Below are 17,020 nucleotides of genomic sequence, written 5' to 3'. Positions count from 1 at the left end.
AAAATAGTACATCCTCTTCATAAATTCACATAATTTTCAAATATCAAAATCTCTACATGTTAATACTCGTTATATAAGGAAGAAGATTCCTTATTCTTCGTAAGAAGTACTATGGGATGGCTGTATTCTGATCATAGTATGTCTACGTTAGCTACTCGTCACTTTTCAGAAGTAACAGAGAAACTCCCTACACACTTCAAGGCTATCTTCCTACAAGCTAAGGAACATTATAAATTAGGAGAACAATCGGCAGCTAGCAAACTCATTGATAAGGGATTACAGATTTGCAGGGGAATTCATAACGAAGAAAACACACACCACTTCTCTATTTTAAAAAGATTAAACGAAAATATTCCATTGGAAGAATTAGAAAAAATCATTCAAGAAGGAATCTTATACTTTGAGGAAGAAGAATTATGGGAATATGTTGTCGAATACGCTGAATTATTTGCCACAAAATGCAGACAATTAGGGAACCACCAAAAGGTAAGTGACTATTTTCATATTTGTTACCAATCAAGACCAAAATCAATCGAAAAAGGAGTGTTAAAATAATGAAAAAAATTAGCCTATTTTTATCGGGGATTGCTTTTATTGGGGGTCTAACGGTGGGAATTTCTCAGTTTGCTACTCATGGACATTATCCTTCTCCTTCATATAGTGTCAGCGATTATGGTGGCGCACCACAACGAATTTAATGTAAGTGCATTTAACCCCCCTTCACATGAAGGGGGGTTAAATGCCGAAATATGAACTGTTCTTTTTATGTAACTTTCTTCTTTTTAAACATAAGTTTTGCGATACACTAAAAAGATTAACTACCATTCAAGGTAGTTAACCTTTTTATGAAATATATATTATAATTATTTACTACGATATAAGATTTTTAATTCCCGCTCTTTTCCACACTTCTAGTATTCTATCCTAGAATCTATACTTATATCTTAAATCCACAAATTAACTCTTGAAGTTCTTCTGCCATCTGTGCTAAGTGTATCGCTGAAGAATTTATCTCTTCCATGGAAGCATGTTGTTCCTCAGACGAACCTGCTATCGTTTGCGTGCTTGAAGCATTCTCTTTAACAGCGATAGCTATTTGATTAATCGATGTATCGACTTTCATTGCATCAGTTGTCATTTTATTTGACAGTTCCACCATACCATGCACTTTTGACACAATATCATTTGCAGATTTTGAAATCTCATAAAAACTTTGTTTTGTATCATTCGCAACCTGAATTCCCGACTGTACTTCTACTCCTACTTCATTCATGGCTTTTACAGTCTCATGTACATCTAATTGTATTTCCTTAATCAAATTTCCAATTTCCATTGAAGATTCAGATGATTGCTCTGCTAACTTCCTAACTTCATCGGCAACAATTGCAAATCCTCGTCCCTGTTCTCCTGCTCTAGCTGCTTCAATTGCTGCATTTAATGCTAATAAATTTGTTTGTTCCGCAATATTTTGAATCACATCTAATATGCTTCCGATTTGCTGCGATTTCTTATCTAATAATTTAATTACATTATCGGATTGAGAAACCGAATGATGGATAGACTGCATTTGTGTTACAGTTTGTTCTACTAATTGTTCTCCTTCATTGGCCTTCTGTTTTGTATATAAGGATGAAGTTGATACTTCAGAAGCATTATCAGCTACGTATTGAATGTTTCGTGTTACCTTACCAATTAATTTCGCTCCAGACGCAACTTCATTATTTTGAACTTCCGCACTATTAGAAATTCCTTCCATCTCTTTTGTGATTTGTTCTGTCGCAACACTTGCTTGCTCTACACTGGCAGTTAGTTCCTCAGAAGAAGCAGCCACATGTCCTGCAGAAGTGTTAATTTGAGAAATAATATTACGTAGCGACTCTGCCATTGTATTGAAACTACCACCTAATTGACCAAGTTCATCCGTTGAATGAATATCTATTTTCTCAGTTAAATCTCCCTGACTAATTCTTTGAGCTGAAAAAACTAATTGTCTTAGTGGATTAATAATAGATCTAAGTATGAAGAAAATTACAATTCCACCTAATAATAATGAAGCCCCTATTATAGTGAGCGTTTTATAAAAAATAGGATTGGTAGCTTCTTCAATTTCTTTCGTAGGCATTACGCCAGCTATTTTCCAACCTGTTTTTTTGTTTGTCTTAAAGCTTATGTTTCGATCCTCACCATTAAGACTATAAGTAATTACACCAGCTTCTTTTTTGTACAGTTCATCAGCTAAAGATTTCTCTAATTTCTCACCAGGTTTTAGTGATGGATGGACAACTATAGTTTTATCTTGACTCACTATAGATACAAAGCCTTGCTTTCCAATTTTTATCATTTCGGATGTTTTTACGATATCATTAATATTCAAATCTACACCAATGACACCACTTTTATCAGCATTTTGCTTTGCAATTGCTATTACCATATTTCCCGTAGCTTTTGATTTATAGGGAGACGAAACAATAATTTCCCCATTTGCTTTTACTGCATCCTTATACCAACTACTTTCTAACGGATTAAACCCTTCTGGTATTTTTCCAACAGGTGCATGAATAAATTGATTGTTACTGGATGCCGTATAAATTGTTTCTATTTCAGGATGTAACTGTATATACTGATCAAATTTACCCTGTACATTTTGTAATTGTTCAGAATTATAATCACCTTCTGTAAGTAATTTTGCAAAATGTGTTATATCTGTATGCTTATTTTCTAACTCATCATCTACAATCTTATCTAAAATACTTACATTATCTTTTGCTGATTGTAGGATTGTTTCATTAAGATCTGTTTTCGACTCATCATAAGATGTTATTCCCACGATAAGACTTGGTATAATTAGTATTGCTATAAATGCCATAGACAACTTCTTCTTAAGCTTTATTTGCCCCAATCTTTCTTTTATATTAAGCACTATCCACTTCTTCCTTTCATTCTTACAACTGATATAGTTTATTTAATTGTTTGTTCCTTCCTTTATTTTTTCTACATTCATTTATGGTCTCGTTCGAAATGAATTTATCAATACATCCATTCGATTGTATATTTGTATATAAATGTTTTAAATTTCACGAGCAGAATTTTATCTAACCTCCTTTCGATTATGTTATTTTTCTATAGTAAGTAATTTTAAGGGTACGAATTATTGCAAATAAACTGGATGAAACAAATACTACATAAAAAAATGATTTGTGGCTTTGATTGGATAAAAAATTAAATTTAGGACTATTCAAATCGGATGAAATCCTTACCACAATAAACCTAATAAAACTTAACTAAGTGAATTTATTATTTGGAAAATTATACCTAATAGCCTTTTAACCACTCTAACCGTATCACTTCATACACTTATCCATTTACTACAGTCACTTTTGTTTTATAAAATTGCTAAACCATAAATTCTAAATAGAAGAATAAAATAAACCAGAGGATTTCATTGTAACACTTATACATAAGTTTTGAATATTAAAATTGAAAAATATATTATTTTTTCATTATTCTTAGTTTTATAAAATGCTAAGAACTTATTATGAAACTTTTTTTGACAACCGCATATATCAGGATAATACTAACATTAGAATACATTTTCACAGGAACCAATATGGATTTTGGAGAATGAAACGTTATGAAACATATTAATATTAGTAGGAAGTATGACTAGCATTGAAATAATTTCACCAATAAAAGAAGTTAAAACCACAGATTCTGATCCTTTTAATGACGATTAGGGATTTAAAACCATTAATGAATTGGAGGGAGCTGAGAATAGTACATACCAACCCGACTGGAATATGAAATATCTCATAAAGGAGATACTTTCTACTTAATTCAACGTTTTGGTGCCAAAATAAAAATTTTCAACGTTAACCCTGCCGACTCTTTACAACATTTTATAACAATTGAATCAGAATTTATTACTACTCCGAAAGGGTTAGAAATTTAGAAAACACCGATTACAAATGTATATACTAAAGGGACGTTTATTGTAGTAATTAAGTATAAAGGAGAATTTAATTATCCTAATCATTTTCAAATTAATTAGCTCTTTCCTACTCAGTAGCTGGAATCTAGAATCGATTAATCAGGTAGTTATGAAGTATTAAGACCTTAAACACCTTCAGTTGAATTTTAATTCTTTAAATAAAAAAACATTTTACTTTTTAATAATAGAAATAAGTTAACTATTTCATCTACCTAATCTTCGCATATAATATTACATGCGAAGAACCTTAAATATTTTATTATAATGTTAATATGGATTTTCCATCCATAAATCCACTCAAACGCATACTTATATATATGCCAACCTAATTGATGAAAGTTAGAAGAATATATATTATTCTAACTTTCTGCTTTATATAGCTACAATTTACTTTTTGGCTATTCATTTTTTTCAATATTTACACTCATATTTTTTATTTATATGGCAAACTATATCTAAGCCATTTGAACTAGCGGCTTTACTCTTCTGGTAATGGGAAAGCAATTGATTGTAATTGACTAACTCATTCAACCCGCTGGCACCGGCAGACAACAAAAATTGTTGTCTGCCATTTTCATATATACTTTGTTTGATTTCATTTCAAACCACATAGAAATAACGTTCTGTACTAATTTTAAAAAGTCTTATATAAAAGGATAAGTTTCTTTCTACTTATTGTATAAGATTTTTCCTTTTCACATATACTATTTTTGAACCTGTTTACCAATACGTGTCCTATTGGTATCTTGAAATCCTCCTAAGCTCATTTGTTATTTGTATTATGTGGGATAAGCATGCTTTCTGGTCATTCGTAGTTTTTATAAAGAATAAAATCCTCCTAAAAAGGCCGCAGATACGACTGCATGCCCTTTTTATTTATATTGCTATCCTTATCCAATAAGGTTGATAAAAACTAACAAATGCAATATTACATATTCTTTTCTATCCAGATTATGTTAGAATTTCTCGTGTTATTTATTTCATAGTCGAATTATGATCTTGTATCTAATTCAGCAATATGTGAGTTGTATACCAAAAAATATTTTTCTTTTTCAGAAAGATCCAATATCCCACTCTCATCTAGACTACTTATTTAAAGACAATTTGGTTACGTTATCCACAAGTCTTCATCTATATCAACATTCTAATATCTCTATTCCAAATCAAATTTCCTACACTATGTTTATTCTCTTAAAGATTTTCTATCTTGTTCTTAAATTTGTCAAAATCCTTATATAACTATACAAAAAATGTATACTATTATGATTTTAACAAACTATGCGTTCCCTTAACCCTGTATCCGGCCCTGTATTTTTACAAGGTCTTTATTTATTTGATTTACTTATATTTTGCTTATAAAGCCTAATACACATCAATTTTCATTTTAAAGCGTTTAAATATTATTTAAATTTTCAATTGATATATTTACATATTTTTTATTGCACAAAATTCCAAATTGTTCTTATATAACCAACTTGGAATTATTATTTGATATCTAAATAGACATTAGTAATAGTAAGTATAAATGTTATCAATTTACTACAGCTTACATTTATTTAAAAATAGATATATGTTAAGTTTTTTCTAAATCTTTCCCCTAATAAAGATTTGAAGTAGCATTTCATGATTCTCATTACCTCCTTAGCAAGTCCCTCTTTAACATATAAACAGGACTACCAATTACTTGCAGCCCTGTTTGCACGTTAATATACACTCGTATTAAGTACTTACCACTTTATTTTGCTAAGAATTCACACCAACTAATTGTGCCAGTATGAGCATTATATTTATTGTATTGCTTACACTTAAACTTAAAGTGCTCCAAAAGCCAAATAGCCGTTCATAATGAACGACTATTTAGCATCTTACTAATAATTTGAATGTTCTTCATGTTAATCTATTTTGTTTAATCCCGTAGAAGTAACTTGATAGGTTCTTTTTTTACCTATATATTCTTGTTTATTATTCTCAAGGTTAATAAGTGTAGCCCGTGTCTTTTCATTTACTGCCTCCCCTTCTATATGGGTAAACTCGATATAATCTCCCACTTTGACTGGCACAGTTTGGCTTTCAGCAGTTTGCTGTCTATTTCCCACTATTTCCTTATTGTACATAACACTACCGGATAAATTCTGTACTTTAATACTTGCATACGTATTATTAAAATAAGAATGTGGTACGCCTGCCTCTAAATTCACCTGCATTTTCTCTGTTACCCTATTATAATTTATTTTTGCAATCTCTCTATCACTATATCCTTTTAAAGACCAGCCAAATTGATTCCCGTCTAAAACCGTTGTTTCTGGCATTTTTTCTACTTTCTTCAGACCTTCTTTTGTAACTTCGTACATTGCTTTTTTTCCAAAGCTTTCTTGTTTACTGTTATCTACATTTGTTAAAGTAGCTCTATGCACACCTTCTAGATGTGTTAACTCAATATAATCTCCTACTTTAACTGGAACTTTTTGCGATTCAGCATTTTGTTGTTTGTTTCCATAAATGTCTTTCTTGTATACTACTTTTCCTGATGCATTTTGTACTTTAATACTCGCATATGTTTCATTAAAATAGTGATGTGGTACGCCTGCTTTTAAGTCCACTTGCATTTCTTCTGCCGACTTATTGAAATTGATTTTAGCAAACTCGAAATCACTAATTCCTTTTAATGACCATGCAAATTGATTTCCGTCTAAAATTGTTGCTTCTGGCATTTTTTCTACTTTCTTCAAGCCTTCTTTTGTGACTTCATACATTGCTTTTTTTCCAAAGCTTTCTTGTTTGCTGTTGTCTACATTTGTGAAAGTAGCTCTATGCACACCTTCTAGATGTGTTAACTCAATATAATCTCCTACTCCAACTGGAACTTTTTGTAATTCAGCGTTTTGTTGTTTGTTTCCATAAATGTCTTTCTTGTATACTACTTTTCCTGATGCATTTTGTACTTTAATACTCGCATATGTTTCATTAAAATAATGATGTGGTACGCCTGTTTTTAAGTCAACTTGCATTTCTTCTGTCGACTTATTGAAATTGATTTTAGCAAACTCGAAATCACTAATTCCTTTTAGTGACCATGCAAACTTGTTTCCTTCTAAAATATTATTTACATTAGGTATATCTGGTTTAATTGGATTAGAATCTGTCCCCTTCCAAATCTCTGCTGTTAAAGTTGGATACCCTAATGCAGCTACTTTTTGAATGGTATCGTTATTTGGACGTAATCCCCACTTCTCAAAGAAAGGTATCAAATTTTGTTTGGCTACTTTTGATGCCGAAATCATAAATAATTGTTTTTTATTTTCATCAGTTTGTGGAAGTTCACTTGAAGACATGTCTCTATACAATTGATGCAATTTAGGATAGAAGTCCTCTCCATATGCTAACTGTAGTTGCCAAAGCATAACAAGCTTAACAAAAACATCACTAACTTCGTCATAATTTTTATTAGGTTGTTCTAAGTATTGAAATGCCTTAGTATAAGCGCCCTCCTGTTGCAATCTAAAAGATTGATTAGATGTAAATGCTTTTTCTACAGAAAGGCTGTAAATATTATTTTGTACTTCTGTCATATTATAAAACTTCCAAGGTGATTGCTGTCTCAAATGCCCTGCCTCATGCCAAGGACCCCAGCCATCTTTTATAAATTTATTAATATCTAACACGTATTGGATTGCATCTCCTACATATGCGGTTCGATAAGAAGTTGCATACATATAATAATCGGGAGAATGATTTTCTTCTACGTAATGAATATAATGTTTATCTACTTGTTCCTCGGATAAACCAGCTACTTTGTCTTGAATTCGAGTAGCTTCATCCATCTTTTTTAAGAGTTGTACAGGATCTGTATTAGAACCTAACAAATATTTCTTAACACGTGCAGGGCTGGCCGTAATTAATACACGTTCTCCTTTTAACTCCACTGCATGTGCATTGGGATATTGGTCCAGCATGTTTATTAAATCTTGTTTCGTATGCTTTCCCAGTTCAAAAAAAGGAGTAGTCGTTCCACCAGTTGTGACCGTTGTTCGAATGGTACCACCTTGTTGTTTATTGTAAAAATAAATCATCCCCCCATTTGGAGATTGGATTGTGTTTATACCAGGTTTTAATGTAAATGATTTTATTTTAGAATCTTCTCTCCAAGAAGCATCATACGAATACGTTCCAATATATGCTTGAATATTTTGATTTCCTTCTACATTAATCGTTATTTGTTCATTTGGCTTTGCATATAAACCAGTGGGTTCATATGGACTAAATGCCATACTTTTTCTATCCAGTTGTTTCAGTACCTCAACATCCCCTTTTCCTGGGACTGTATATATATTGTTTTCTGATTTAACTGACTTTTCCTCTTGCAGTGATGTCGATATTTTTTTTTGCTGCTTTGTTTCCTCTGCAAAGACATCTGATGAAGAAACCATTCCAGTCGTAAGCATAGTTACTGTAGCAGTAGCTGCAAGTATTTTTCTAGTTTTATGTTTTGAATTATTCCCCATATTATCTCCCTCATTTTTCCTTAATGCACTTAAGGATTTTTGTTTTTTTTATGTTTTTACACCCCAAGCTATTCATGCTATCTATGTTGTATCTTTTAATCTATTTTTTCTCATAATAATCTCCTTTTCTTTATTTATCATTGTATACAAATACTATTTGATGACACATTAAATAACAACTTTACGATAAACTCATCAATAACAACCTATTATGTTTTGATTTAGTATTCTTAACTTCCATCTAATTGTATAAAAGTATTCAATTAGGAAAATAAGAATATAAAGCTCACTAATCATAGATTAGGTTTTACGGAAAAATTCATAAAAATCATTCACCTTAAAAATTCAAACTTGTATAACTACTTTCTACATATAGGATAGAATTATAAAAATATTTCAATAAAACAAAAGACAGAGGCCTGATTATACCTCCGTCTTTTCAATTTATAAAGAACAAAAAATCATTTTATAACTGTATAAATGCCCTTGCAACAAATACCGTATTCCGCTATTTTTTTGAAGAAACAGGATCCATTTTTAATGTTTTTATCCCTTCTTTTAATGTAAACGCATCCGCTCTCAATGTTTTCCAACTATCTTTCGCTGCATTCAAATTAGGTTTTAGGAATTTGAATTTATTTTGATCCGCTTTTTGGGATGCTTTATCAATATGACTAAGCACTCCCGAATATTGAGAATCTAAATCATGCCATTGTGCAGACATATAGGTAAGTGCATTAATAGCCGATCCAAGTGCCTTGTGCATTTCATTAATATTACTATAAGCAACACCAACTACACGATTTAATGTTACTTTATAATCTATAGTCTGACGTAATTGTGCTAACAACGGCTCTAACGTACCTAAATTATTTCTTGCTACCCCTATCATTACACCACCAGCAATCCACGTAGGAATTGAGGGAATTGATACAGTTATTATTCCATCTGATTCTACTTGTTTAAAATGTCTAACTTGCTCTAAAACTTCATTTAGGCGCTTTTCATCTTCATCAATTCCAGATGCTTGGTTTTTCAGAATCGAATGCAAAATATCTTTATGACCTCCAAATGCCCGGACATCTTCTCCAATACTATCTCTTAACTTAGCTAGTTCTTGTATTAAATTCTGTGTATATGCTTGATTTTGTTTAATCTCACCTTGTAAATCTGTAATGCCTTCTTTTAATGTGTCTGCATCCCCTTCATTAATCGCTTCTACTAATGTGTCATAATAATTGTCGAATTTAGTATCATACTCTACAATCCCCGTCAGTGTATCTAAAAGTTGTTTTTTTATGTGTGAATCCCATTTCGTAGCATGCTCTCTTGCATTCTTTTGATCTTGTAGAATTTGACTAGGTAGATTTGTATATCCTTTAATGTCAATTCCTTCAAAGTTAACATCTGGGTTTTTAATTAACAAATAAGAGTAATCATTCATAGATTTTGCAAATACCCCAGCATCTTGCAAAGCTTTTTTCATCTTTTCGCTGTTTACAGAAAGAGATATATCTTCGGTACTAGTTTGTTCCATTTTACTTTCACTTGCGAAGGCTGCCACTGGAGAAACTACAGTAGTTGTTGTCAGAGTTAAAAACGTCGATACAGCAAATAGTTTATAAGGAAAGTTTTTATTCATTTTAATTCCTCCTATACATATATATTGATTTTTAATTTGTTTTTTCTTGTTTAAAAGCAATGTCTTTTGAAATGAATTCTGCATCCTTATGAATATCATTCCAACTTTGTTTTGCAGCCTTTAAATCATCAGGTATTAAAGAAAGTTTATGTTCTTGCATTTGTTCGATATTATCATATAGATCTTTATAATTCGCTCCCATCGTATTCCATTGTTGCTGAATATTCGTTAGAGACATGATTGCTTGATCTACAGTTTGATACAAATATGTCAACGTGTCTTTTGTATTAGTAAGTGAAATAACTGCTTGGTTAGCAAGATCGGCTTTCATACTTAATTCTCCGATTTTATTAGAAATTTCATTATAAGAGTTCATATGATTAGATGCCGCAACACCAGCTGCTGTTCCTAAACCGATACCAGCTGCCCCTAGAGCTGTTAGACCACCAACAGCTGGTGTCGCTGTGCCACCGGTCACAACAATTACTACCGCTCCTGCAATCGTTCCAATAACTAAAATAGCTGCTCCTAATCCGCCACCAATTGACCAGGCTAATACATTATCAAAATGTGCTTTCTGCGTAGAACGTAAATTCTCAATTTCGGCCTGAAGTTGTGGGACTAGTGCTTGTTTTCCCGCTAATATAGCCGTTAATCCCCCTTGTCCATCTGGACTTCCAACATTATTTTTAAAATCTACAGTATTTGTATACAACTTTGTTTTGAAAGCTTCTAACATCTTAATAACTTCCGTAACTTCATTTGAATTTGTATGAATTGTACCGATTAAATCCCCTATTCCTTCTTTGAGGCCTGCCTTATCTTTCTTTTTTACAGTATCTACTAGTGTGTCGTAATAATTTTGAAATTGTTCATCATAATTTACAATATTACGTGCTGTCTTTTGAATGTTTGGCTTCGCAGTATCTAGCCAGTAATTTGCATTGATTCGTGACAGTTCCTGATTCAGGTGAATGTTTTTGATTAATTCTCCACCTCCTGAACCTAAATCAATGTTGGATAAATTTACATTCGGTTGCTTAATCATTGTTTTTGCGTACAAATCCATTACAAGAATATGAGAGCCTGTTTCAGCCAACACTTTCTTTAACCCTTCAGGTCCTAACGCATAATTTTCTATTTTCTGTTCTTGTGCTGTCTGTTCTTGTGCAAGTGCGTGAATAGTACTACCATTCGTAGCAGTTATAACCGTTGCTAAAGCGGCCAAAGTTATGACCTTAAATGGAAATTTCATTTTTTGATTCTCCTCCTTATTTTCAGTTGCGTTATAATTTTTTCATTAAACCTTATTTCTTAATATTAAAATTTATAAACTTGTTCTTCGAGTAGATTTGTTACATTTTTTAGTCGTCTTAATGTATCTTTTTGAGACTGAGTGTTATTCGTATCAACTTCAGTCGATAATTTTGTAATACTATTATTTATTAGATTCAAATCCTCTTTATAACGCTTTCATTAGGTCAAGTTCTACATCTACTTGATTTGCAAACGTATGCAAATCATTTTGTGAAAGAAGAAGCATTGATTTTTGCAAATCTGCTATTGATAGTTTCGTTGTTAAATCATATATTTTTTGGTTTTGTTTCTCTAAGTCATCTAAATATGATCGCTGCTCTGCTGTTAGTTTATTAATTTCGGCAAAGGTACTATATGTTTTTTTAATTTTTTCAGGATCAATCACTTTCATAAGATCATACTCTTTCGTTTTTGTGACTGCAGCTGCAGCAATTTCACCTTTTTTACTTTTCTCTATCGCTTCACGTGCTTCTTTTTTGGCAGCTTCAATTTCTATAACTGATTTTCCCTTTTCTGTTGCTTCTTGCTCTGCTTTCTTCTCTGCTTCTACAATAGCATTGTTTATTTCTTTTCCTTTGTTATACGCTACTACTGCTGTTTGAGCAGCCGGTTCAATGATATCTTTTGATAGACTATAAATTTCTTGGAATACCTTTAGCCCTTGTTCATTTAAAGCTCCTGGTAATAATGCTATTTGCTGTAAATCATTTTGAATTGATTTTTTTGTATTTAGCATTTCATTTTTTAACTTGTCTATTTTTCCCGTTCCCTCTGAACTAAGTACACTCTGTGCTTTTATCACATCTGTATCAAGATTTTTCAGTTTCTTATCTACCTGTAGTTTAAGATCTGTTAACTCATTAATCTGACGTTGCACGTTTTCTTGGTTTGTTATAGTCATATCTTGAAGAACTTCCAGTCTATCTAAAAACCCTTCTTTATCTTCCTTATTATCTACAAATCGTTTTAATGTCGGATAATAGCTATTAAATTTTGTTGCAAATCCTTTGCTTTTTGAATTTAATAGAATTAATTTTGGATATAGTTCTGATGACCACTCTTTCATATCTTGTTTAATTAGAAATTGAGTTGTATTTAAAGATGGAACTTCTTCAAGTTGCACATTCGGACTTGCTAAGGCTCCATCTATAAAGGTTTGTGTTAATTTGGAGTGTGCACCTATTTTTCGTAATGCTGAGGAAATATCTATATTATCTTGTTTCGTTTCTGCCTGAACGATTGGCATTGCGAGAGTATTGATAGGAATAGTCGCTCCAGTAACGATTGATGTTATTAAAAATCCTGTCATAATTTTATTCTTCATTCCGTACACCTCTTCACTATTGTTTTTTACAGTTTTAATCGTAAATGTTGTACAACCTAACGTTAGGATTTCATCACACACACTTGAGGAGAGAAATTTTTTCGATAGAGTAATCGTATCTCGTTTTTTATTTATTTTTGATAGAATATAAGGACCTTACTTCCCCCTCATTTTAAACACTATGTTTTTCATAAGTAAACCTGAAAATCACATTGATTAAATTTGATTTTTCAGATATTTATTATTCGAATTTAAAAATATTATATTTAAAAAAGTTAAATACAAATTTCATTTCATAAAGTGAAATAATTATACTATGATAATTAAACATAAAAATTCTTTGACTCCCTTAAATCTATATGAATCCCCTTACCTAAAAATGATTTTAATATAATTTAATAGTGATTAGCACATATGTGTCTTTTATATGGATATGTAAAATTACATATCCATATAGGAGTATCTAGCTTAACTACTCCAAAATATTATTATCGTATACATAATAATATTATTGCTACGAACACCACAGGAGAAAATTTCCCTCATGCACTTTAGGGGATAAATTGTCCATGAAATAATAATTTCCGCTTATATACTTACTATTCATTATAGGAATTCAAAAAAGCGATTCTTTTCACATTAAAAAGAATCGCTTTCCAAGTTCATATTTTCAATTACATTAAATAAAGAATTGAGAGATTATCACTTAAGAGCCTTAACTATAACTTCAGTTGCCTCTGCAACGAGTTGATTATCATAAGTAGCTTCTTTCTCATCTTTACTAGATAAAATTGCGATAATAATTGGTGCTCTATTTTGCGGCCAAACGATAGCAATATCATTTCGTGTCCCATAACTTCCAGCTCCTGATTTATCTCCAACTATCCAATCAGTTGGTACGCCTGCACGAATAAGTTTGTCTCCTGTAGCATTTCCTTTCATCCACCCTGTAAGAATGTTACGTTTTTGAACTGGAAGCACATTTCCGACCGTAAAAGCTTTCAGATTCGTAGCAATTGCTTTCGCTGTACTAGTGTCACGAATGTCTCCTGGAATAGCCTCGTTTAATTCTGTTTCAAAGCGATCAGACATAGTAACCCGATCACCCATCTGTCTAAGCGCTTTTTCATATCCTTTTGGTCCGCCTATTTTGTTAAATAAAATGTTCCCTGCAGTATTATCACTGTTACGAACAGCAGCCTCAGCAATTTCTCCTAGTGTCATTCCAGTATCTACATGTTTCTCGGTAACAGGTGAATATTCCACTAAGTCTTCTTTCGTATAAGTAATAACTTCATTTAATTTCTCAGTAGAGTTTTGCTGTAGTAATACCCCTGCCGCTAACGCCTTGTATGTTGATGCAAAGGCAAACCTTTCGTTAGGTCGATAAGAGATTGTTTGATTTGTACCAGTATCAATCGCATATACACCTAATCGTGCATCGAATTTTTTCTCAAGTTGAGAGAACTCTTTATACGTCGCCTGATGTTTATGCTTCACTTGTCCTGTCTTTTCTTTCGCCTCAACTTGCAATGGCCCTCCTTTAAAAGCTTCTAAGCTTGTAAGACTTAAACCTAATATACCAACGCATATACCTATTTTTAGCATCCTCTTATTTTTCAAAATCATCATTCCTTTCAAATTTTCAACATCTGTTTTTATACGTACACATAATAGACCATCTAAGAAACAAGTTTGTTCCATAAATTTAAAACTTTTTAACTAGTAGCCAAGATATCAACAAAATAAGAGATAGCAGCTACGAGCGCCGCTATCTCTTATTTCACATCTCATTTTTTTCTTATAAATACCTTTATATAAACAGGGTCTCTTCCCTGAGAAAAGTACTAAAATCTTACTAATTTTGCTTAGAAATACCTGTACTAGGAGCTCCACCCTGTATACGTTGCTGTTTCAAATCAAAGTATACATCTAAAACTTCTTTTCCAATTATAGAATTAATTCCACTTTTATCGTTATGAAGCCATGGAACTACTACAGAAAATGCTACTTCTGGATTATCATATGGAGCATATCCAACTAACGTTAAGTTGTAACATTCCATACGTTCTCCTTTTGCATTTCTACCAATTGGATCATCTCCACCATATACAGTTTGAGCTGTCCCTGTCTTTCCTGCTGGTTTATATGGCGCGTTTTTGAAATACTTCACGCCAGTTCCATCACCTTCTTGGAATACCCATCTAAACCCTTCTTTTATCCGATCAATATGTTCTGTCTTCATATCAATTCGATTTAATACGACAGGCTCTATAGAGCGTATAACTTTGCCAACCTCTTCTTCTTTTATTGATTGCTCTCGTATTTCTTGTACAATTTGAGGTTGCATTCTATAACCACCATTAGCAATCGTTGAAATATATTGCACCAATTGCAACGGTGTATACGTATCATACTGCCCGATAGAAAAATCTAGTAAAAACCCAGGCTGACTATCTACTTTTCTAGTTTGTCCAATTATTTCATTCGGTAAATCTATACCTGTTGGAACTCCTAATCCAAATTGTTTAAAATAATAGCGCATCGTATCAAATGCTCCTTGTTTTATATCCAACGAACCATTTGGTACGTAATTAACTCCCGCAATTTTTAAAGCTGTCTGGAACATGTATACATTCGAAGATACTTGTAGCGCTCGTAAATCATTAATATTACCAAATCCGGATACATTCCACGATTTCTTAGCTTGTGTACCTTTAAATTTCATGGGTGCATCATAAAATTGATCTCCTGGCTGTATTGCCCCTGTCTCATATCCAGTTAATAAAGTTGCACCTTTTACAGCTGACCCTAGCTCATACGAAGTTGTCATGTTACCTAATGCCAAATCCTCAATCTCTAATTTCCCTTCTTTTTCTACAATCTTTTTGCCTGCCATAGATAAAATCTGTCCGTTATTTGGATTCGTCATGACGACAAAAGCTCGGTCCAACAGTGGCTCTGAACTCTTAAACGCTCTCAAATTTTTCTCTATACTTTCTTCCACTTTCTTTTGTAATTCCATATCAATCGTTAATGTTAAACTATTACCACTTTTCCCTTTAGAGATTATCTCTGTGTTTATAATGTTTCCTGATTTATCAGTAATGTTTTTCACTTCTTCTTTTGTACCGTGTAACACATCTTCATATCGTTGTTCAATATAACTTTTTCCTACACGATCATTACGGTTATATCCACGTACCAAATAAGAATCTAAGTTTTCTTTCGGTAATCCCTCTTCACTACTCGTAATATTACCTAACACAGAACGAAATAAATTACCATTTACATAATTACGTTCCCAATTAACTGTTGCATCTACTCCTGGAAACTCAGCAAGGTTTTCACTTATTTGCGCATACTCTTGATCTGTTACATCTTTTTTTATAATTTGTGGTGTTAGTTGATAACCAGAACTCATTTTACTTTTAATAGCTAACACCTTTAAATCTTGTGCTGTTAATTCTGCCAATTCTAATTCTGTAATACGACTTCGTCTTAAGTCTTCTATTTTTTTATCTAACTCTTTTCCCTCTATTCCCTTATCTTTTAACTTTTCTATATCTTTTTTAGTAATCATTTTCTCCGCACGTTGCCTATTCAACTGCATCCAAAAATCTTTTTTATCGATGTCTGTTAATTTATTTATATCTTGTTCAGGCATTTCAAGCACTTTCGCTAAGTCTTTTGCTGTTTTTAAAATATCTTCACTAGTAATTCCCTTTACCCTTGTATACGTAATCGTACGAAGAGATTTATTATTAACAACTGTTTTCCCTTCTCGATCTAGTATTTGTCCACGTGGAACTGGAATGCTAGTAGTTGCATTTTGACTGCTTTCTACTTGATTCTTATAAGCCTCTCCCTCTACGATTTGCACCTTTCCTAGCTGAACAATAATAGCTGAGAATAGTAAAAATATGCAAAGGAACATTATATTTAATCGTATAGATATATACGTCTTGTTCTTTCCTTTTTGTTTTTCCATAAATCCTCCATTTAATTCCTTATATGTTACATACCGATGACCGATTATAAATATCGTTTCGACTTTTTTGCTAAATCCTTGTTAGCACCCATCCCTTTTCGTTTAGCTACGTAATTCATAACTCTCCTTTCCTGTTTTCTCTCTATTTTTTGTCGCTAGCATTAGAAATGCTAAACTATATACTGGCCCATATAAAACTTACACATAGATTTGCTAAAAACTTTTCATACTGATTATTCCTTTCTTCATGCTGTAA

At 32.2% G+C, this 17,020-nt stretch carries 7 protein-coding genes and 3 pseudogenes; 3 read left to right on the top strand and 7 right to left on the bottom strand.

What is annotated here, in order from left to right:
• Positions 1–75 precede the first annotated feature (75 nt).
• Together DN389_RS00450 and DN389_RS28270 are read left to right on the top strand one after the other, a co-directional pair.
• Positions 76–555: pseudogene (locus DN389_RS00450) on the top strand (tetratricopeptide repeat protein); the annotation flags it as partial.
• Positions 555–698 carry a hypothetical protein gene (locus DN389_RS28270; RefSeq protein ID WP_179955877.1) on the top strand — a complete coding sequence of 48 codons (144 nt, stop codon included), beginning with the start codon at positions 555–557 and terminating at the stop codon, positions 696–698. The pseudogene DN389_RS00450 and the gene DN389_RS28270, both read left to right, overlap by 1 nt.
• Positions 699–937: 239 nt before the next feature.
• On the opposite strand, the gene DN389_RS00445 is transcribed toward DN389_RS28270, so the two are convergent.
• From DN389_RS00445 to hblC, 5 genes and pseudogenes are all read right to left on the bottom strand, one after another.
• Positions 938–2,920: a methyl-accepting chemotaxis protein gene (locus tag DN389_RS00445; protein ID WP_149236717.1), complete on the bottom strand. Its 1,983-nt coding sequence runs from the start codon at positions 2,918–2,920 to the stop codon at positions 938–940.
• Positions 2,921–5,880: 2,960 nt separating this feature from the next.
• Positions 5,881–8,490: a putative mucin/carbohydrate-binding domain-containing protein gene (locus DN389_RS00435; protein ID WP_098190963.1), complete on the bottom strand. Its 2,610-nt coding sequence runs from the start codon at positions 8,488–8,490 to the stop codon at positions 5,881–5,883.
• A gap of 508 nt (positions 8,491–8,998) precedes the next feature.
• Positions 8,999–10,132, bottom strand: a complete 1,134-nt coding sequence (gene hblA / locus DN389_RS00430) for a hemolysin BL binding component B (RefSeq protein ID WP_149236716.1) — start codon at positions 10,130–10,132, stop codon at positions 8,999–9,001.
• A 31-nt stretch (positions 10,133–10,163) separates the two neighbouring features.
• Positions 10,164–11,387, bottom strand: coding sequence for a hemolysin BL lytic component L1 (gene hblD, locus DN389_RS00425; RefSeq protein WP_098190962.1), 1,224 nt, complete (start codon positions 11,385–11,387; stop codon positions 10,164–10,166).
• A 65-nt stretch (positions 11,388–11,452) separates the two neighbouring features.
• Positions 11,453–12,773, bottom strand: a pseudogene (gene hblC, locus DN389_RS00420) (hemolysin BL lytic component L2).
• A 608-nt stretch (positions 12,774–13,381) separates the two neighbouring features.
• Here hblC and DN389_RS29100 point away from each other — a divergent pair.
• Positions 13,382–13,456: pseudogene (locus DN389_RS29100) on the top strand (undecaprenyl-diphosphatase); the annotation flags it as partial.
• Positions 13,457–13,475: 19 nt separating this feature from the next.
• Here the strand turns inward: DN389_RS29100 and bla are convergent.
• Together bla and DN389_RS00410 are read right to left on the bottom strand one after the other, a co-directional pair.
• On the bottom strand, positions 13,476–14,402 hold the full coding sequence (gene bla / locus DN389_RS00415) for a class A beta-lactamase Bla1 (protein WP_370512811.1): 927 nt from the start codon (positions 14,400–14,402) through the stop codon (positions 13,476–13,478).
• 229 nt (positions 14,403–14,631) lie between these two features.
• Entirely contained in the window at positions 14,632–16,764 is a 2,133-nt protein-coding gene (locus DN389_RS00410; protein ID WP_098190960.1) for a peptidoglycan D,D-transpeptidase FtsI family protein, read from the bottom strand.
• Between the last annotated feature and the right edge of the window lie 256 nt (positions 16,765–17,020).

This window comes from Bacillus sp. AY3-1, assembly GCF_008368785.1.
Classification (GTDB): domain Bacteria; phylum Bacillota; class Bacilli; order Bacillales; family Bacillaceae_G; genus Bacillus_A; species Bacillus_A wiedmannii.
This window is presented reverse-complemented; position numbering and strand designations above follow the sequence as displayed.